Genomic DNA, 16784 nt, shown 5'->3' with positions numbered 1-16784 from the left:
GTCCAAGCACGGATCCAGGGAAAGGGAACTGCATGAATCGGGGTTTGTTTCAGTCCGCGCGCGTGCGCGGCGCGTTGTTGGCCGTGTCGATCGCGGCGTTGAGCGGCTGCGGAGCGGCCGATGCGCCGCAGGCCACGCCGAAGGCCGCGTCTGCGCAGGCAAAGGCGTCCGTACCGGCCGCGCCGGCGTTCGACTTCGAAGCCTGGGTCGCCGCCAACGCCAGTTGCCAGGGCGACTACATCGCCGATCTGCAGGATGCGCAGTTCGCCCAGCGCCTGCTCGCCAGCGGCGTGCGCGTCAGCGAGGACAGCGGCATCGGCGAGATCGGCGTCGGCGGCGGCACGCTGACCCCGGGCCGGCCGATCCGTCTGCACGGATTTCCGGTCAAGCAGGTGACGTATTACTACGACAGCGGCGCGATGTTCGCGGTGCTGGTCGAAGCCGATGGCGCACAGGCGCGCGCGGCGATCGGCGCCAAGCCCTTGCCGCAGACCTACGGCCCGGACTACCACGACGGCGTGCCGACCGCGCCGGCCAGCGACGACGTGCCGATGCCCGACATCCAGTTCGTGCGCGCAGGCAAGCAGCCCGGCACCCAGGAAATCGGCTGCGTAGGCTTCGACGGCTGAGCCGCCGCTTGCCGCGATCCCGCATGGCCTACCTGTAGGAGCGGCGCAAGCCGCGACCGCGCCAACCCAACCACGACGCAACCCAATCGGGCCCGGCCGCCGCAGCGGCCAGGCCCGATCCGTACTCAGCACTCCAGGTTATTGCCCGTCGGCACGCCCAGAATCGAGGTGAAGCTGCGGTAGTTCGCGACCCGGTTGAGCATCTGCTGATGGCCGATGCCGCCGGCGTTGCACTCGATCCCGCCGTTGATCGCGCGGATGGTCTCGCCGAACGCGCGCAGGTTCACCATCGCCTGGTGCGGGGTGTTGCTGGCGCCGCCGCGCTGGGTCATCCAGTACCACAGCGCGGTCTGCCACGAGATCGCGGCGTTGGTGGCGACCCAGTCTGGGTTGTTGAGCAGGTCCAGCCCCAGCGCGTTGCCAGCGGCGGAATAGTTGTAGTTCCAGCTCAACTGGATCGGCCCGCGCCCGTAGTACTGCTTGCCGCCGCAGGTGCCGGCCGGCTGGCAGTAGTGGTCCCAGTTGGCCTGGTTCTGTTCGCGGATGTGCACCAGTCCGCCGGTCTCGTGGTGGACGTTGGCCAGGAACGCGGCCGCCTCCTGGCGCGCGACGGTGTCGCCGCCGTCCTTGGCGAAGTTCGGATACGAGCGCAGCGCCGCGATCAGGCCGGCGTAGGTGTAGAAGGAATTGCGGTTGGGGAACATCCGGTTGAACTGCGCCTCGCTGACCACGAAGCCGCCCGGTGCCGGGCCGCCGTCGTCGCAGGTGGTCGGCTGCCAGTACCAGGTGCTGATGGTCGGGTCGGTGCCGTCGCTGCCGTTGCTGCCGACGTTGACCAGCTTGTAGAACTGGCCGTTGGGCGGATAGCGCACGATGGTGCCGAGGGTGTAGTTCACCCCGCGCGTCCATTCGACGTAGTTGCAGGCCGCGACCGAGACGTCGGGCGCGAACGCCGGTTCGACGACGGGCGACTGCGGCGCAGCCAGGACGCTGTGCGCGCACAACAGGCCGAACAGGCCGGCGGCGCGGGCGAGGGCGGTGCGAAGGCGGAGCTTGGGCATGGCGATTCCTCAGGAGTTGGGCTGCTGATTCCCCCCGAGGCGCGCCGCGGCGAAAGCGCGGCGCGTCGATTGCGATTGCGATTGCGTCGTTATCGGTATGCGGCGCGCGCCGGGCCCGCCGCGGCCGGTGCGATATCCGGCCGTCGCCGCGCGCGGCGGCGAAGCGGGCGCGGTGCGATGCGCCTGGAGCCGAATGTAGCGGCGCGATGAATCTGAATTCGTGCCGCGGTCGCGGAAGCCGCGCGGCGACGGTCGCGAATCCGCAAGCCGCCGCCGGTATACGCTGCAGGCGCGACCCGTGTCGCATTTGCGCTGCGATGCGACAACCGTTTTACGCCGCGGCGCGGTATAAGGCCGTCAGGGCCCGGCGGCGTCGCCGCCGCGGCCGTTCCGGACCCAGGCCGCGCGGCGGCGAGGTGCAGCGATGAAGCGCAATGCGATCCCGGCGATTCTTGTGTTGACGGCGGCGGCGCTGGCCGCCTCGGCCGCGGGCTGCAGCGGCGCCCGCGACGGCGCCGAAAGCCAGGCGCAGGCCGCGCCGCAGCGCGCCGGCAAACCGCTGGACCCGGGCGAAACCGCGGCGCGTCTGGTCAAGATGCGCGCGCAGGCGCTCGGCGGCGATCAGCAGGGATTGCAGCAGAACCTGCAGGCGCTCAACCAGGACTTCAACCGCTCGATCAAGCTCGCCGACCCGAGCAAGCGCGTGGACCGCGAGAACGCGCGCATCGCCGCGCGCAGCGTCAAGGGCGTGCGCTCGGTGGTGTGGATCGACAACGAAAACCTGTTCGCCATCGTCGGCCACAACGCCGAGCGCAGCTACGACACGGTCGATGCGATCTGCCGTCAGCTCGAACCGCTGGGCGACACGCTGGGCGTGGTGGTCAACCTGCAAAGCGGCGCGGCGCGCACCGGCGACGAGTTGGAGATCCTCAGCCGCAACTGCCAGCTGCCGCCGGGCGAACGGGCGATGGCGCAGAGCAATCGCCAGATCGACGCGTTGCCGCCGCAGATGCGCGCCCAGCACCGCGCCAACGCCGACGCGGCGCGCCGCGCCGAACGTCCGGCCGAGCGCGCCGAAAGCGACCGCATCATCGAGGCGAACACGCCGGAAATGTGAGCGCCGCGGCCGGGGCTGTGCGCGGCCGCGCGATGGGGGACAATGGCCGCCCCACAGCAGCGAGGTGCAGCATGATCCAGCGATTCGACGTAGGCGCGCGCTTGTCGGAAATGGCGGTCTATAACGGCGTGGCCTACCTGGCCGGGCAGGTGCCCGACAGCGAGGAGCTGGACATCGCCGGCCAGACCCGCGAGACCCTGGCTTCGATCGACGCCCTGCTGGCGCGCGCCGGCACCGACAAGACCCAGATCCTGATGGCGCAGATCTTTCTCGCCGACATGGCCGATTTCGACGGCATGAACGTGGTCTGGGACGCTTGGGTCGAGCCCGGCCACACCCCGCCACGCGCGACCGTGCAGGCGCCGCTGGCCAATGCCAAGTACCGGGTCGAGATCGTGGTAACTGCGGCGGTGGCGGCGGGCTGAGCTGCGGCGCGGTTCTAGCGTTCGGGCCGCGCAGGTGCGGCCCGGGCGTTGCGGTTCGAACGGTTGCCGCCGCCGTGACGTGGCGGCGGCGCGAGTGTTGATGCCGGTGCCGGCGGTGCGTGTTGCGCCGGTGCCGCGCAGGGTCGCGTCAGGGTTGAAGCGGACTTGCCCACGCGTTCACAGCGGTACGGGTGCGGCCTGCGTCGGCGCGAGTGGTTGCGGCGCCGTCGGCGGCGAGGGCGCTCGCGCAGGCGCGTCCTGCTCCAGCGCGCGCGTGGTCTCCTGCAGCGTCTGCGCGACGGCTTGCGCCTTGTCGGCGACCGCGCGCCGGTGCGAAGGGTCGAGCGGATCGCCTTCGACCGCGAACAGCCGGCGTCCGTCGGCGCTGGGCACGATATGGTCGATGCGCTGCAAGCCGCCGATGCGCGCTTCGTAGGCCATCGTCGCCGCGGCGCGTTCCAGCGTTTCGCGACGGGCGAAATCGCCGCCGAGTTTCTCCAGTCCGGCCGCGGCCTGCAGGTACAGTGCATGATCGCGATGGTCGCGCTCGTCGATGCGCGGGCCATGCGCCTCCGCCGCGTGCTGGGCGAGTGCCGCGTCCAGCGCCTGCAGCGTGCGCGGATTCAAGCGGCCGTCCGGATCCAGCTCGTGCGCTTGCTGGAACGCTTTCACGGCCTCGCGGCTGCGCGCGCCGAGGCGGCCGTCGACCTCCAGCGGCTGTCCGTCGCGGTCGCCGATGCCGAGCGCGTTGAGCGCGGTCTGGGCGCGTTCGACTTCGGCCGACACTGGCGCCCGCGATTTCTCGCCGCGCACCGGCTCGCGCCCTTCGGCCAGCGCGACCAGATCCTCTTTCTCGTGGCGGGCGCGATTGAGCAGGCCTGTCCAGGACTCCGGCGAGCTGCGGAACAAACGCCGGTTGTGCTCGATCTTGTAATCCTGGATCGCTTCGACGATGTCGCGGTCGGACAATCGCTCCAGCGCATAGTCCGGGCCGAACTTCTGCTTGAGCCCCTTCTCGACGATCGCGGGCGTCAGCGCGCGCAGTTGCACCGATGTGCTCCACAGCGCGTCCTGCACCGCCGGGCCGCGCTCGCTGAGGTCGATGCCGCGGGCCTTGAGCCGGTCGCGCTCGGCTTCGTAATGGCTGCTGCGGATGTAGTCGTGCTGGTCGGCGGCGAAGCCCGGATCGCTGCGCGCGAGTTCCTTCCATTTGGCGTTGAACGCCGGCGTGGCCGGAGTCAGGCCGGCGAACTGCTCGCCGTATTTGGATTGCTGCAAGTACTCGCGCAGCGTCCCGGCGCGCGAGGACAGTTGATAGGCGCCGTAGGACACGCCGCCGTGATCGCCGTGGCCGGTGGAGATCGTCGCCGCGCCGCGGCCGCCGGTTTCGTAGCGCTCGGAGGTGCTGCCGAGCGTCCAGTCCTTGGTCATCGTGGGTGCTCCTGTGTGGCGTTGTGGTTGAACTGCGGGCGCAGCGGCGCTCAGCGCGCGCGATCGAGCTGCGTCTGCAACTGCGCGGCGCGCTCGGCGGTCTTGCGCACCCGACAGCCGTCGGCGCCGAGCAACTGGCCCTGGCCGGGCGCCGCGCCGGGATCGCAGTCGCGGTCGCGCTGGCCGATCCAGGCGCGTTGGCGTTCGCGCAGACGCGCGGCCTCGGCCTTGGGCAGGCTCGCGATCAAGCGGCGGTAGACCTGATTGAGGCGCCGGTCCTGATAGGCGTATTCGGTATCGATGCAGTCCTGCATCGTGGGCGTGACGCCGCCGCTGGCGTCAAGACAGCGCTGGTATTGCGGTCTTGGCGCAGTGGTGCGCGCAGCTTCGGCCCGTGCGTGCGTGGGGGGGCGGGCGTCGGCGATGCAGGCGCTCGCGCAAACGCAGGCGAGAACGACAAGGAGCAGCGCAGAGAAGTCGGAACGTTTCATGGGTATTGTCTCGGCAGGGGGCGCCGGCTCGGCGGCCGGCCGCGCGGATGCGACCCGGCGTCAGAGTTCGCTGCACGCGCTGTACTTGATCGCGCATTCGCCGCCTCGCGCGTAGCCTGCGCAATCCTTGAGCGCGGCAGCCACCGCCTCTTCACGGGTCTGGCGCGCCAACACGGAAGCGGTATTGCTGTCGCTGGCGATGGCTACGCAACTGTCGCCATACACCTGAGCCAACCGGCAGCCTTTGCCGCCGCTTTCGCGACATCGCTTGAGCGCTTCGCGCGTGGCTTGCAGGCGAAAGCGGCGAGATTCGGACATGCCCCAATGGCCGTCGTCGTCGCCGGCGACTGCGCCCCAGCGCAATATCATCCGCACCGGCGGAGGCTGCTCCGGGATCGGCGCGCAGCCGATGTATCCGTATCCGCTCGGGCTGTTCTGGTAATAACCGGCTGGGCAAGCGCCTTCAGCGAACGCGGGCCTGGTCAGCGCGAGGATCGTCAGCGCGCCTGCGGCGAGTGCCTGCGGGAACAAGGGCCATCTCATTTCGATTCTCCTGTTGCGGCCGAGCCGGGGTTTCAACGTGGAGCGCCGCCCCGCGGAGGGATGGAATGCGACTCGGATCGCACGCCTTCTCGTTGGTCGAACCGGCTCGCGCGTGGGTCGTATCCATCGCCGCCGCGCGAGCCGGAATCCGACGGCGACCGTCCGCCCAACTGCGATATAGGGTTGAAACCGCCCAGCGTGCCCTGGAAAAACATCGCCGCCGCCGGCGGCACGCTCACCAACAACACCGACATCAGCAGGCCGATACCACCCTGCTGCATCGCCTGCGTGGTCAAGCCCTCGCCGGCGTCGCCGAGCAGCCCGGTGACCTTCGACAGCCAGAGCGCCACCGCGACTTTGGCCAGCAACTTCATCGTCATCGCCGTGACCACGCTCAGCGTCGCCATCGAGAACAGCGTGCCCAGGCCGTACATCAGCCACTTGCGGAACAGTTCCTTGGTCTGATCGAAGATCAGGCACAGCACGAACAACGGGCCGAGGCCGATGAACAAGGCGAGGGTGAACTTGTAGAGCAGCAGCATCGCGCCGGCGACCATCGGCGGGCCGGCGGTGCCCAGCCCGGCGAACAGCAGGGCCTGTTGCTTGCGCGCCTGCAGCGCTTCGTCGCCGTCGGGCACCTGCACCGCGTCGATCGCGTTGAGCGCGATCTGCATGTAGGCGAGGTTGCGGTCGATGGCGTCGGCGCTGGAGCCGTCCTGATCGGTGAACAGCGAATGGATCTCGCGATCCAGATCCTGGGTGAAGAAGCGATGCAGGTCGGTGCCGGCGAACGACATGCTGGTGGCGATGGCGACAATGAAGGCCACCCGCGCGCCGCCGGCCACCAGGCCCATCATCGGTTCGCGCGACTGGCCGGTGACCATGCGGTAGCCGGCGATCAGCAGCCACAGCGTGACCAGCACCTGGGCGATGCCCGCGGCCCAGGCCATCGCGCGCCGCATCAGCGCGAGGCCGAAATGATCGATCTCGTGATTGAAGTACTCGTTGACCAGCTTGAAGAACACGTAGTCGCCGACGCCTTGGGCGTGCGGGATCAGCCAGTCCAGCGATATCGCGATCGAGTGCATGGGTCCGTCCGTTGAGCCGAGCCGTCCGGCGCGCCGCGCCGTCGTGCGATCCGGGTGAATTCGAATCGCACCCTTTGAGGTGTTGATAATGCGAATTCAGATTGCTTTATGCGGTGCAATTAAACCCGCAACTTCGGCGAAATCAAGAGGCAACTTTTAGTTGCGTCCGAGGTGGCGCGGCGACGGTGCCATCAGAACGGCTGTGTTTTGGCGATGATGTGCAAGGACGGCACATATGCGTGGCGGCGCGTAGCTGCGGCGCGCATCGGCGGTGCACGCGAGGCCGTAGCCGCCGGAGGGATGAGGGCGATGGTTCGGATCGCCCGTCGGCGCGTCAGCGGCGATGTGGGAGGTGGTCAGCGCGGTACGCGTGGGAACAGGCGACTGCCGCTAGGGAAGCGCAAGAGCGTGAAAGACTCGAGTGTGCGCTGCCAAGGGAGCAGCAGCATCGCGCCGGCGACCATCGGTGGGCTGGCGGTGCCGAATGGGGCGTGTCGAACAGTACTTGCGTGCCTGCTTTGCGTGCGCGCCATCCTTGGCACGCGGAACCTATGAATTGTTCAGAGGTTCCCTAGTGGGGACAGGTAAGCACGGGCGCGGATCGGCTTCTGGAACTGCACGCATCCGGCTCGCATCGGTTCTTTTGTAGGGTCGTAAAGCGGCTTCGCCTGGGCAGAGCAATTACGTGCTGAATCCGTGACTGCAGCGTGTGTACACGACGTTGCAATCGATGTCCTTACCTTGGCATCTACGCATCGCTATCGATTCGGCATCTTCCGTGGTCGGGGCGCTCTGAAAAAAGTCCCATTCCTTTCCCGAAACCATGCTCGCGCACTCGTTTCTATAGATCAGTCTGATCTCGCAGTTTTTGCCTTTGTTTTTCGTGCACTGCTTGATCGCTTTCTTTACGGCGTTGTCTCTCCCGGATACGGTGTCCGCCGCACCGAACGCGCCCGTGGATCCGTCGGTCGCTACGGCTCCCCATCTGTCGTGCCATACCGGTTCTCGCTCGGGTGTTTCGGCGCAGCCTTGCCAGCCGTTCCCGTACACCATGGTGCAGGCGGCGGAATTTCCCGGCATGAGAATGATGAGAATCAGCAGGAGTGCGGTCGTCGTCTTCATGGCTGCCCCCTCTTTACTTCATCGTGCGTTTTGATTCTGTCGGCATTTCCTGATTGCGAGTTGATTGGAACGCCATGCTGCTGCCGGGTGGGCTCGCCGTTGCTTCCTGCAAATCCACGAGAATTGCCGTCGCTTCTGTCGGTCGGATTCTGTGCTTGGCTTTTTGACGCGCTGCCGAATGCGGTGTTGTAGTTGAAACTGGCCGCAGTACCTTGAAAGAACATCGCGGCGGCCGGCGGCACCGTAACGATTACTGTCGTCATCAAAAGGCCGATCCCGCCTTGCTGCATGGCTTGCGTGGTTAGGCCTTCAGTGGCTGTGCCCATGATTTTTGTAGCCTTCGCCACCCATAGAACCACTGCGATCTTGGCCATCAATTCCATGGTCATCGACACTACTACGCTGAGCATGGCCATCGAGAACAGGTTTCCTATCCCGTACAACAACCATTTCCTGAACAAGTCCTTGGTCTGGTCGAACATCAAGCACAGGATGAAAATCGGTCCAAGACCGATGAACATGGCGAGCGTGAATTTATAGAGCAGCAGCATGGCTCCGGCCACCATCGGGGGTGCAGCAGTTCCGACGCCGGCGAAAAGAAGGGCGCGTTCCTTTTCCTTCTGGAGCTTCACATTGTCGTCGGGAATCTGCACGACATCGATCGCGCTCATGGCGATCTGCATGTAGGCGAGGTTCTTGTCGATGGCGTCGGCGCTGGAGCCGCTATCGTCGGTAAAAAGTTCGTGGATCTCTCGGTCCAGGTCTTTGGTGAAGAAGCTGTGCAGGCTGGCGCCACCGAATGACATGGTGGTGGCCAATGCCACGATGAATGTCACGCGGGCCGCGTTGACGATCAATCCCATCATCGGCTCGCGTGACTGGCCAGTAACGATGCGATACCCGGACAACAGGATCCACAGGGTCGACAGGACGAGCGCGATCTGACTGGCCCAGGCCATCGTTCGCTTCATCAGTCCGAGGCCGAACTGGCTGATCTTGTGATCGAAGTATGCGCTGATGAGCTTGAAGTAGACGTAGTCGCCGATGCCTTGAACCTGCGGAATAAGCCAGTCGGATAATGCGGTGATCAGTTGCATGTTCAATCCTTGAGTGCGGCGAATTAAGTCCTGGCGCTAAGCCGATCCGATCAGAATGAGAGCGCGCCCTTGATAGCTTCGCTTTGGATCACTTGGCCGACGCCGCCCTGGCGTTTGCCCTCCAGCGCGCGCCGCGCCAGCCGAGCCTGGTCTTTCTGCAACGCGACGATGTAGTCGTCGTAGGCCTTCATCCGCGCCTGCCAGTAATCGAGGTCCATGCGGGTGCGGACCATGAAGCGCTGGGTTTCGTTGTCGTTGGCGGCGAGCTTGCCCTGGCTGTCGCCGACCTGGCCGCGCTGGCCTTCGACCTGAGAGAACTCGCGGTTGCGCTGGATCAGCTGCTTGAGCATGCGCACCGATTCGTTGTACTTGGCGTTGTCGGCCAGGACCATGCGCTGGCACAGGCGGCGCTGTTCGGCGATGAGGTCGGAGTCCAATTGCGGATTGAACGCGCTCATCGCGCCGGCCAGGCCTTCGCGTTTAGCGCCGGGGCAGATGTCTTCCATGCCGTAGGCGGGGTCGCGTTCGGGGAAGTCGTCGCGCATGTTGGATTGCGCCAGTTGCAACTGCTGAATCCTGATCAGCTGTTGCGTGTAGTGGTCGTACTGCTGTTTCCAGCGCGCGGCCTCTTTGCCGTAGACGGTGACTTTTTCGATGAAGTCCTTGATGGCTACGCCGAAATTGAGAGGGTCGCTGACCACGAGTTGCGCATGTGCCGCGGGAGCGAACCATTGGCCGCAAAGAAACACGCCCGTTGCCAGTACGGTGACGATGCGCGCGCGCGGTTGGGTGTGGCGGGAAACGGAAGAGTATGAGGTCATTGCCGAGCTTCCTTGTTCGAGGGGCTGCGTTCGAGGCGCGGTCGGATCGCGCGTTCGCGAGCGAATCAAATCCCACCAAAACGCGGAACGCAACGTAATTTTTCGCCGTGGATGCAATCGTGAGGATGTTTTCCTGATGCGATGTGCGTCGCGAATATTCAGGTTGCGCGCTGGATGCGCATGTCCAGTTTTCGATGTCTGATTCAGGCGCAGAAAAAGTGGAATCGACGAAGCCGCAATCACGCGGCGGCGCAGCCTGAATCGCTGAACGACCGTGCGAAAAATCCCTGTTCCGCCGCTGCCGCAGGCATCGGGCTCGCGTCACTTCGAGGTTCTGTGATCGCCAGCAAGAGCCTTATCTGCGCCGCGTTCGCCTGGGCATGGACGCGCCGAACGCGCGCGCGCAGTGTCGCTTGAGCGTTCCCGCGACGCAGGCAGCCGGGACGCCGCTGTCCGGTGTATCCACGATCGATTCCCCTCCCACGCCGTCCGCACGGACGGCGACGGCCGAACTTTTTCTGGAGATGACCGCATGAACCGTCGCATCACGCTCACGGCGCTGGCCGTGGCCCTGGCTGTGTCTTCCTCGCTGGCCGCCGCACAGGCACAGCCGGCCGCCAACTATCAATTGGATCTGGGCGGCTTGCGCTTCGATCCGCTCAAGCAGCAACCGGTGCAGGCCGCCAGCGTGTGGGGCCGCGCCCGCGCCGACGGCGAGGATTGGCGCCTGGTGCAGTTCCAGGGGCCGGTGCGCCAGGCCTGGCTCGACGAGTTGCGCAGCAAGGGGCTGGAGCCGGTGCAGTACCTGCATCCGTACACCTACATCGTGTGGGGCAAGCGCGATGCGCTGGCGCGCGTGGCCGGGCAGCGCGAAGTGCGCTGGAGCGGCGATTTCCTGCCGGCCTACAAAGTGCTGCCGCAACTGCGCCAGGCCGCTGGCGCGAAGAACGCCGGTCCGCTCGACGTGCGCGTGGTGAGCCGCCGCGGCAGCGCCGGCGTGGCCGCGACCTTGAGCAAGATCGGCGCCGCCGACGCCGGCCTGGGCGCGCAGATCGTCGACCGCACGCTGCAGAGCCAGACTGTGCGCGTGGCCGCCGACCAGATCGCGCTGCTGGCGCAGGCGCCGGGCGTGTACAGCGTGCAGAGCGTGCCCACCGACGGCGGCCTGCGCGGCGAGATCAGCGGGCAGATCAACGCCGGCAACGTCAACGCCAGCAATCTGGCGGTGCCGGGTTACCTGAGCTATCTCAGCGGCGCCGGCGTGAACGGCACCGGCGTGATCATGGCCAACGTCGACGGCGGCATCCATCAGACCCATCCGGATCTGGCCGCGCGCATGACCACCTGCACCGGCACCACTTGCGGCGGTTCGGCCAGCAGCGCGCACGGCACCCACACCGCGGCGATCATGGCCGGCGACGGCGCGTCCAACGTGCGCGCGACCGCGTCCACCGGCAGCTTCCTGCGCGGGCTCGGCGTCGCCCCGGGCGCGAAGCTGGTCGAGCAGGTGTATTCGCCGTTCTTCACCCAGCCCGGCGGCATGTTGCTGCTGATGACCCAGTCGGTGCGCAACAACGCGACCATCTCCGGCAACAGCTGGGGGCCGGCCGGTTCGCCGCGCGGCTACGACGGCGATACCCGCCAGGTCGACGTCGGCGTGCGCGACGCCGATCCGAGCGCGCCGGGCGACCAGCCGCTCAACTACGTGCTGTCGTTCATGAACGGCAACGGCGGCACCCAGAGCCAGGGCTCGCCGGACGAGGCCAAGAACACCTTCACCGTCGGCTCGACCAAGGGCCAGAGCTCGGCGACGGTGCAGATCGCCGCGATCAACGACCTGTCCAGCAACAGCGCGCACGGGCCGGCGCTGGACGGCCGGCGCATCCCGGGCATCGTCGCGCCGGGCTGTTCGATCGATTCGGCCAACAGCGCCACCGGCCACGGCCTGATGTGCGGCACCAGCATGGCCTCGCCGCAGGTCGCCGGCGCCAGCGCCTTGTTCACGCAGTACTACCGCAACAAGTTCGCCGGCGCCACGCCGAGCCCGGCCCTGACCCGCGCCGCGTTCACGGCGGTGTCGTTGAACCTGGTCGGCAAGCTCGACGCCGACGGCGGCACCCTGACGACCGCGCCGGACAGCAAGCAGGGCTGGGGCCGGATGCTGATCGATCCGGTGATCAAGCCGGCGCAGACGGTGCAGTACATCGACCAGACCCACATCTTCAACAACAGCGGTGAGAACTGGACCCGCAGCTATCGCGCGGCGGATGCGAGCAAGCCGGTGCGGATCATGCTGGTGTGGACCGACGCGCCCGGCCACGGCCTGGGCGGCACCACGCCGGCCTGGAACAACAACCTCGACCTGCGCGTGAGCTCGGGCGCCAGCACCTTCCTAGGCAACGTGTTCAGCGCCAGCGGCTGGTCGGCCGCCGGCGGCGCAGCGGATGCGCGCAACAACAACGAGGGCGTGTTCCTGCAGCCGGCGCAGCACGGCGGCGGCGCGTTCACCATCGAGGTGCGCGCGACCGACATCAACTCCAACGGCTTGCCGAATTCGGGCGACGACACCGATCAGGATTTTGCGTTGGTTTGCTACAACTGCGTGGCGAGTTGAGCGCTGCGGGCGCTGCGTGAGCGGCGTTGCGGAATAGGCGAGGGCGGCTTTGGCCGCCCTCGTCTTTTGGCGGGTGGTCGCGTCGTATGTGCGGTGGCGCGGTCGCGGCTTGCGCCGCTCCTACAGGTAGCCTAGGTGGGGACGCAGCCCCCCTGTAGGAGCGGCGCGAGCCGCGACCGCGCCAATGCAATGACGACGTAACTGCCTGTGCAGATTTCCGTCGTGCTTACTTCGTTTCGGGCAACGCGTAGGTGCGCTTGACCGGATCGAACTCGACCACCTGCTCGCTGTGCGCGTCCTGGCTGCCCGGCGCGTTGGAGCGCTTGGTCACGCGCAGTGGAAACATCGCCTTGGCGGTGTCGCTGTCGTCAATCGCGATGCTGTATTCGCTGTCCTGATCGTCCTCGGTGATCTGCGGGATCGCGCTGAGTTCAGCGATCTTGCCGTCGAGCGGCGCGATCAGGCTGTAGTAGGACACCACCGTGCCTTGCCAGACGCCGCCGCTGGCGAACTTCCAGGCCATGGTGCCGGCGCCGATGCGCACCAGTTGCGCGTCCTGGCAGCCGCAATTGCCGGAGCTGCCGAGCGCGAGCTGTTTGTCGCCGGCCAGCAGGGTCCAACCGCCGCGGGAGTCGGGGCCGAGCACGAAGGCGCCCATCAGGCCGGGTTCGGCGTGGCCGTAGGAGTACGCCGGCGCGTCGGCGACGCTGGCGGCGGCGAGGTAGAGCCGGCGCTGGCCTTGCAGTTCGATCAGCTGCGGCTCGGCCGCGCGCATGCAGTAGTCGTTGCCGCCCTGGCCGCCGTCGAAGCGGGCGGCGAATTTCCAGCAGCGTTGGGTGGCGTCGAAGGCGTCGCCGTACTGTTGCTTCATCAGCGAGTCGGCGGCGCGCTGGAGCGCGGCGGGGTCGTCGTCGGCGGGCGCGGCGGAGGGTTGCGGCGTTGACGTCGCGGGTGCCGGCGCGGCTTCGCGCTTGCACGCGCTCAGGCCCGCGGCGGCCAGCAGTGCGGCGGTCGCGGCCGCAGCGAAGGAGGGTAGGCGGGGCGCGGAATTCATGCGGGCAGTCCTTGTGCGATGCGGTCTGCTCGAACGATACGGCGGCCGGCGAGGCGCCGGCAATCGCATAAGTTCACAGCGGGCATTGGCTCAGAGCAGTCGCTGGCGCAGAGCAAGCATTGGCTCGCGGCGGTCGTTAGCCCATCGCGGGCACTGGCCCGTCGCCGATCGCGTTCACGACGACGCGGCACGATCGCGCGCGGCCTCGATGAACGCCATCAACAGCGGCCGCCCTGGCAGCAGTTCGGGAAAACGGTGGTCGTGGAATTCCGGGTGCCATTGCACCCCAACCACGAAGCCGTCGCCGCGGCCGCGCACGCATTCGACGATGCCGTCTTCCGACCATGCCTCGGCTTGCAGGTCCGCGCCGATGCGCTTGATGCCCTGGTGATGGATCGAGTTGACCTGCGGCTGCGCCACTTGCGGATACAGCGCCGCCAGCCAGCCGTCCTCGCGCAGGCGCAGGGCGTGCTTGTGTTCGTCGTACTGGGCCGGGATGTAGTGCTCGGCGCGGGTGGCGCCGGCGCCGACCAGGTCCTGGTACAGGCTGCCGCCGTGGGCGACGTTGATCAGCTGCATGCCGCGGCACACGCCCAGCACTGGCTTGCCGACCTCGACGAAGGCGCGCAGCAGGCTCAGTTCGAAGCGGTCGCGGTCCGGGTCGGTGGTCATCAGCAATTCGCTCGGGCGCTCGCCGTAGGCGACCGGGTCGATGTCGGCGCCGCCTTGCAGGATCAGGCCATCGAGCCCGCCGGCGTAGTCGCGCACCGACAGGTCGGTGGCCTGCACCGCGCCTTCGGCGTCGACGGTGGGGATCATCACCACCAGCGCGCCGCCGCTCATGACCCAGTGCGCCATCGATTGCTCGAGGTATTGCAGGGTCTTGTTGCGGAAGCCGTATTCCGGCGGCAGGTTGCGCATCAGGCGCGGGGACAGGCCGATCAGCAGTTTGCGGGCAGTCGTGGGCATGGCGGGCATCAGTGGGCAGCGGTGGCGTGGGCCGGCGTTTCGGCGGGCACGGTGGCGTGCAGCAGCCAGTCGACCACCGCCTTGAGCGCGGTGTTGCGGCTGGCGCCTGCCTGGCGTTGTTCGCGATAGATCGCCAGTTGCGCGTGCGCGCTGGTGCCGCGCGCGGCGAGCACGTCCAGGTGCGCGAGCGCGTCGGCGCAGCCGAGCGCAGCGGCGTCTTGCGCGATCAGCGCGCGCAGGCGCTGCAACTGCGCCAGCGCCGGTTCGAGCCGGCCGTGGGCGTCGAGGAATTCGGCCTGCAGGCCCGAGCGTTTGGCCCGCCAGCGGTTCTCGTCGATGAGCCGGCGCGTGGCCGCGTCGCACGGCGGCGCCGGCGCCGGGTGGCGGACGATGTGGCGCATCAGGCAGCGGAACAGCGCGGCGATGGCGATGCTGTCGTCCAGATGGGTGCAGGCGTCGGCGATGCGCAGCTCGACCGTGGGGAAGTTCGGCGAAGGCCGGATCGCCCACCACAGCGAGCTGGCGTCGGCGATCGCGCCGGCGCGCACCAGCACCTGGGCGAAGGCGTCGTACTCGGCTTCGCCAGCGAAGAAATCGGGAATGCCGGTCCGCGGCCATTCGTCGTACATCGCCTGGCGGTAGCTCATCAGCCCGCTGTTCCAGCGGTCCCAGAACGGCGAGGAGGTCGACAGCGCCAGCAGCAGCGGCAGCCACGGCATCGCCCGGTTCATCGCCTGCACCCGGTCGATGCCGTCGGGCAGTTGCACGTGCACGTGCAGGCCGCAGACCTGGCTGCGGCGGGCGACGATCTGGAAGTCCTCGACCAGTTGCCGATAGCGCGGCTTGTCGGTCTGCGCCTGCTCGCGCCATTGGCCGAGCGGATGGGTGCCGGCGGCCAGCAGCGCCAGGCCGTGCTCGTGCGCGAGCGCGCCCAGGCCGCGGCGCAGTTCGCCGAGCTGGCGGCGGGCCTGGCCGAGGTCGCATTGCACCGGCGAGGCGATCTCGATCTGCGCCTGCAGCAGCTCGCTCTCGATGCTGTCGCCGAACTCGGCGCGGGCGCGCTTGAGCAGCCGCGCGGGCACTTGCGCGGCGAGCAGGCGGCTGTGCGGGCGCACGAGGAAGAACTCTTCCTCGATGCCGAAGCTGTAATCGCACTGCGCGCTCATCGCAGGCGATCCCGGGACTGCGGACGGGTCGGGTTCTTCATGGGGGAAACTTAACGCGATGAACGCTAAGAATCCGTTGAAGCGGTGCGAGGGCTTCAATCGCATCCGTGAGCGCGGCGCGATTGGGGCGGTTCCTGTAGGAGCGGCGCGAGCCGCGACCGCGACAACGCAACTGCGACGAAAGCCGCGCCGTAGCTGTGTTGTCGCGGTCGCGGCTCGCGCCGCTCCTACAGGGGCTGCGGATGGCTTACTTCAGCGGCAGGCAGATCGCGGTGCGCCATTGTTCCGGCGGCAGGCTGTGGCTGTCGTTGAGGTATTCCTCGTACACCGGCGCGTCGCCGGCTTCTTCGCCGCTGGCCGGCAGCCATTGGCAGAACAGCCAGTCGTAGGCGCGCTGCAGTTCGCTGTAGGGGCCGGTGTGCACGACCACGGCGTGGCGGCCGCCGGCGATCTCGACCCAGCGCATGTCCGCGCCCGGCGCGGTGTTGGCCGGCACCGCCAGGCAGGCGTCCGAGCGCAATTGCTCGGCCGGCGTGTCGTTGGGGCTGTCGTAGTAGATGCCGAACGCGCGCACCGGTTGCGCGCCGAGCAGGCCGGCGGCGCCGGCCCAGCCATACAGGCGTTCGAACACGGCGCCGATGCCGTTGTAGTCGCCGCGGTGCGGCGCGGCGACGGCGCGGACGGGGGCGAGGGTGGAAATCTGCGCGGTGTACATGAGGCTCTCCAGGGTCGGGTCGAAGTCCGCGCGGGTCAGCGCGGGCGGGGCGGCACGACGCTTGCGGAACGCCGCCGGAGTCTGCTCGTAGGCGGCGCCGAACGCGCGGGTGAAGGCGGCGACGCTGGCGTAACCGGCGCGCTGGGCGATGCGCGCGATGCTGTGCGGGCTGTGCAGCAGTTCGTGCGCGGCGCGGTGCAGGCGCAGCCGGCGCTGGGTGCTGGCGATGGTCTCGCCCATCAGGCCGCGATAGACGCGGTGGAAGTGATAGGGCGAGAAATGGCCGGCTTCGGCCAATTGCGCCAGGGTCAGCGGCTGGTCCAGGCGCTGGGCCAGGAACGCCACCACTTTCTCGATGCGGGCGCTGTACTGCTCGAAGGTGGTGCTGCGGACCAAGGCGTTGCTCCGTCGTCGTCGTGCCGCGCCAGGATGCCGGCGCGG

Annotated in this window: 16 protein-coding genes; 4 read left to right on the top strand and 12 right to left on the bottom strand. The window is 67.8% G+C overall.

Features of this window, described 5'->3' with window-relative positions; all coding sequences use genetic code 11:
• Positions 1 to 32 precede the first annotated feature (32 nt).
• Entirely contained in the window at positions 33 to 629 is a 597-nt protein-coding gene (locus BLU84_RS11840; protein ID WP_139174944.1) for a hypothetical protein, read from the top strand.
• A gap of 125 nt (positions 630 to 754) precedes the next feature.
• Here the strand turns inward: BLU84_RS11840 and BLU84_RS11835 are convergent, their stop codons facing one another.
• The gene (locus BLU84_RS11835; protein WP_074867044.1) at positions 755 to 1690 is read right to left on the bottom strand and encodes a glycoside hydrolase family 19 protein; all 936 of its coding nucleotides are present in this window, start codon (positions 1688 to 1690) and stop codon (positions 755 to 757) included.
• Positions 1691 to 2114: 424 nt separating this feature from the next.
• Between BLU84_RS11835 and BLU84_RS11830 the strand changes: the two genes are divergently transcribed.
• The gene (locus BLU84_RS11830) at positions 2115 to 2807 is read left to right on the top strand and encodes a hypothetical protein (RefSeq protein WP_074867042.1); all 693 of its coding nucleotides are present in this window, start codon (positions 2115 to 2117) and stop codon (positions 2805 to 2807) included.
• A 71-nt stretch (positions 2808 to 2878) separates the two neighbouring features.
• On the top strand, positions 2879 to 3232 hold the full coding sequence (locus tag BLU84_RS11825) for a RidA family protein (protein ID WP_074867040.1): 354 nt from the start codon (positions 2879 to 2881) through the stop codon (positions 3230 to 3232).
• Between the two features lie 177 nt (positions 3233 to 3409).
• On the opposite strand, the gene BLU84_RS11820 is transcribed toward BLU84_RS11825, so the two are convergent.
• From BLU84_RS11820 to BLU84_RS11790, 7 genes are all read right to left on the bottom strand, one after another.
• Positions 3410 to 4663 (bottom strand): peptidoglycan-binding domain-containing protein, encoded by a 1254-nt coding sequence (locus BLU84_RS11820; RefSeq protein WP_083382518.1) that lies wholly within the window; start codon positions 4661 to 4663, stop codon positions 3410 to 3412.
• Between the two features lie 50 nt (positions 4664 to 4713).
• Positions 4714 to 5088 carry a lysozyme inhibitor LprI family protein gene (locus BLU84_RS27765; protein ID WP_324610482.1) on the bottom strand — a complete coding sequence of 125 codons (375 nt, stop codon included), beginning with the start codon at positions 5086 to 5088 and terminating at the stop codon, positions 4714 to 4716.
• 126 nt (positions 5089 to 5214) lie between these two features.
• Positions 5215 to 5685, bottom strand: coding sequence for a DUF4189 domain-containing protein (locus BLU84_RS11810; protein WP_074867036.1), 471 nt, complete (start codon positions 5683 to 5685; stop codon positions 5215 to 5217).
• Between the two features lie 44 nt (positions 5686 to 5729).
• A complete protein-coding gene (locus BLU84_RS11805; protein ID WP_074867034.1) occupies positions 5730 to 6785 on the bottom strand; it encodes a TrbL/VirB6 family protein in 1056 nt (351 codons plus the stop codon).
• 681 nt (positions 6786 to 7466) lie between these two features.
• A complete protein-coding gene (locus BLU84_RS11800; RefSeq protein WP_074867032.1) occupies positions 7467 to 7907 on the bottom strand; it encodes a DUF4189 domain-containing protein in 441 nt (146 codons plus the stop codon).
• Positions 7904 to 9004 carry a TrbL/VirB6 family protein gene (locus tag BLU84_RS11795; RefSeq protein ID WP_074867030.1) on the bottom strand — a complete coding sequence of 367 codons (1101 nt, stop codon included), beginning with the start codon at positions 9002 to 9004 and terminating at the stop codon, positions 7904 to 7906. Before BLU84_RS11795 ends, BLU84_RS11800 begins: the two co-directional genes overlap by 4 nt.
• A gap of 50 nt (positions 9005 to 9054) precedes the next feature.
• The gene (locus tag BLU84_RS11790; protein WP_074867028.1) at positions 9055 to 9825 is read right to left on the bottom strand and encodes a hypothetical protein; all 771 of its coding nucleotides are present in this window, start codon (positions 9823 to 9825) and stop codon (positions 9055 to 9057) included.
• Positions 9826 to 10357: 532 nt separating this feature from the next.
• On the opposite strand from BLU84_RS11790, the gene BLU84_RS11785 reads away from it, so the two are divergent.
• A complete protein-coding gene (locus tag BLU84_RS11785; protein ID WP_074867025.1) occupies positions 10358 to 12439 on the top strand; it encodes a S8 family serine peptidase in 2082 nt (693 codons plus the stop codon).
• A gap of 226 nt (positions 12440 to 12665) precedes the next feature.
• Here the strand turns inward: BLU84_RS11785 and BLU84_RS11780 are convergent, their stop codons facing one another.
• From BLU84_RS11780 to BLU84_RS11765, 4 genes are all read right to left on the bottom strand, one after another.
• Positions 12666 to 13493 carry a hypothetical protein gene (locus BLU84_RS11780; protein ID WP_074867023.1) on the bottom strand — a complete coding sequence of 276 codons (828 nt, stop codon included), beginning with the start codon at positions 13491 to 13493 and terminating at the stop codon, positions 12666 to 12668.
• A 174-nt stretch (positions 13494 to 13667) separates the two neighbouring features.
• The gene (locus tag BLU84_RS11775) at positions 13668 to 14462 is read right to left on the bottom strand and encodes a gamma-glutamyl-gamma-aminobutyrate hydrolase family protein (RefSeq protein WP_074867864.1); all 795 of its coding nucleotides are present in this window, start codon (positions 14460 to 14462) and stop codon (positions 13668 to 13670) included.
• An 8-nt stretch (positions 14463 to 14470) separates the two neighbouring features.
• The gene (locus BLU84_RS11770; protein ID WP_074867021.1) at positions 14471 to 15628 is read right to left on the bottom strand and encodes a carboxylate-amine ligase; all 1158 of its coding nucleotides are present in this window, start codon (positions 15626 to 15628) and stop codon (positions 14471 to 14473) included.
• 247 nt (positions 15629 to 15875) lie between these two features.
• Positions 15876 to 16739 carry an AraC family transcriptional regulator gene (locus BLU84_RS11765; protein ID WP_074867020.1) on the bottom strand — a complete coding sequence of 288 codons (864 nt, stop codon included), beginning with the start codon at positions 16737 to 16739 and terminating at the stop codon, positions 15876 to 15878.
• Between the last annotated feature and the right edge of the window lie 45 nt (positions 16740 to 16784).

The sequence above is a fragment of the Lysobacter enzymogenes genome, from assembly GCF_900106525.1.
Lineage (GTDB): Bacteria > Pseudomonadota > Gammaproteobacteria > Xanthomonadales > Xanthomonadaceae > Lysobacter > Lysobacter enzymogenes.
Note: the sequence above shows the minus strand (reverse complement) of the source record. Positions and strands in the feature narration are given on the sequence as shown.

Coding starts and splice junctions, on each gene's coding strand:
- BLU84_RS11840 (WP_139174944.1), top strand. CDS start 33: ATGAATCGGGGTTTGTTTCAGTCCGCGCGCGTGCGCGGCGCGTTGTTG.
- BLU84_RS11835 (WP_074867044.1), bottom strand. CDS start 1,690: ATGCCCAAGCTCCGCCTTCGCACCGCCCTCGCCCGCGCCGCCGGCCTG.
- BLU84_RS11830 (WP_074867042.1), top strand. CDS start 2,115: ATGAAGCGCAATGCGATCCCGGCGATTCTTGTGTTGACGGCGGCGGCG.
- BLU84_RS11825 (WP_074867040.1), top strand. CDS start 2,879: ATGATCCAGCGATTCGACGTAGGCGCGCGCTTGTCGGAAATGGCGGTC.
- BLU84_RS11820 (WP_083382518.1), bottom strand. CDS start 4,663: ATGACCAAGGACTGGACGCTCGGCAGCACCTCCGAGCGCTACGAAACC.
- BLU84_RS11805 (WP_074867034.1), bottom strand. CDS start 6,785: ATGCACTCGATCGCGATATCGCTGGACTGGCTGATCCCGCACGCCCAA.
- BLU84_RS11800 (WP_074867032.1), bottom strand. CDS start 7,907: ATGAAGACGACGACCGCACTCCTGCTGATTCTCATCATTCTCATGCCG.
- BLU84_RS11795 (WP_074867030.1), bottom strand. CDS start 9,004: ATGCAACTGATCACCGCATTATCCGACTGGCTTATTCCGCAGGTTCAA.
- BLU84_RS11790 (WP_074867028.1), bottom strand. CDS start 9,825: ATGACCTCATACTCTTCCGTTTCCCGCCACACCCAACCGCGCGCGCGC.
- BLU84_RS11785 (WP_074867025.1), top strand. CDS start 10,358: ATGAACCGTCGCATCACGCTCACGGCGCTGGCCGTGGCCCTGGCTGTG.
- BLU84_RS11780 (WP_074867023.1), bottom strand. CDS start 13,493: ATGAATTCCGCGCCCCGCCTACCCTCCTTCGCTGCGGCCGCGACCGCC.
- BLU84_RS11775 (WP_074867864.1), bottom strand. CDS start 14,462: ATGCCCACGACTGCCCGCAAACTGCTGATCGGCCTGTCCCCGCGCCTG.
- BLU84_RS11770 (WP_074867021.1), bottom strand. CDS start 15,628: ATGAGCGCGCAGTGCGATTACAGCTTCGGCATCGAGGAAGAGTTCTTC.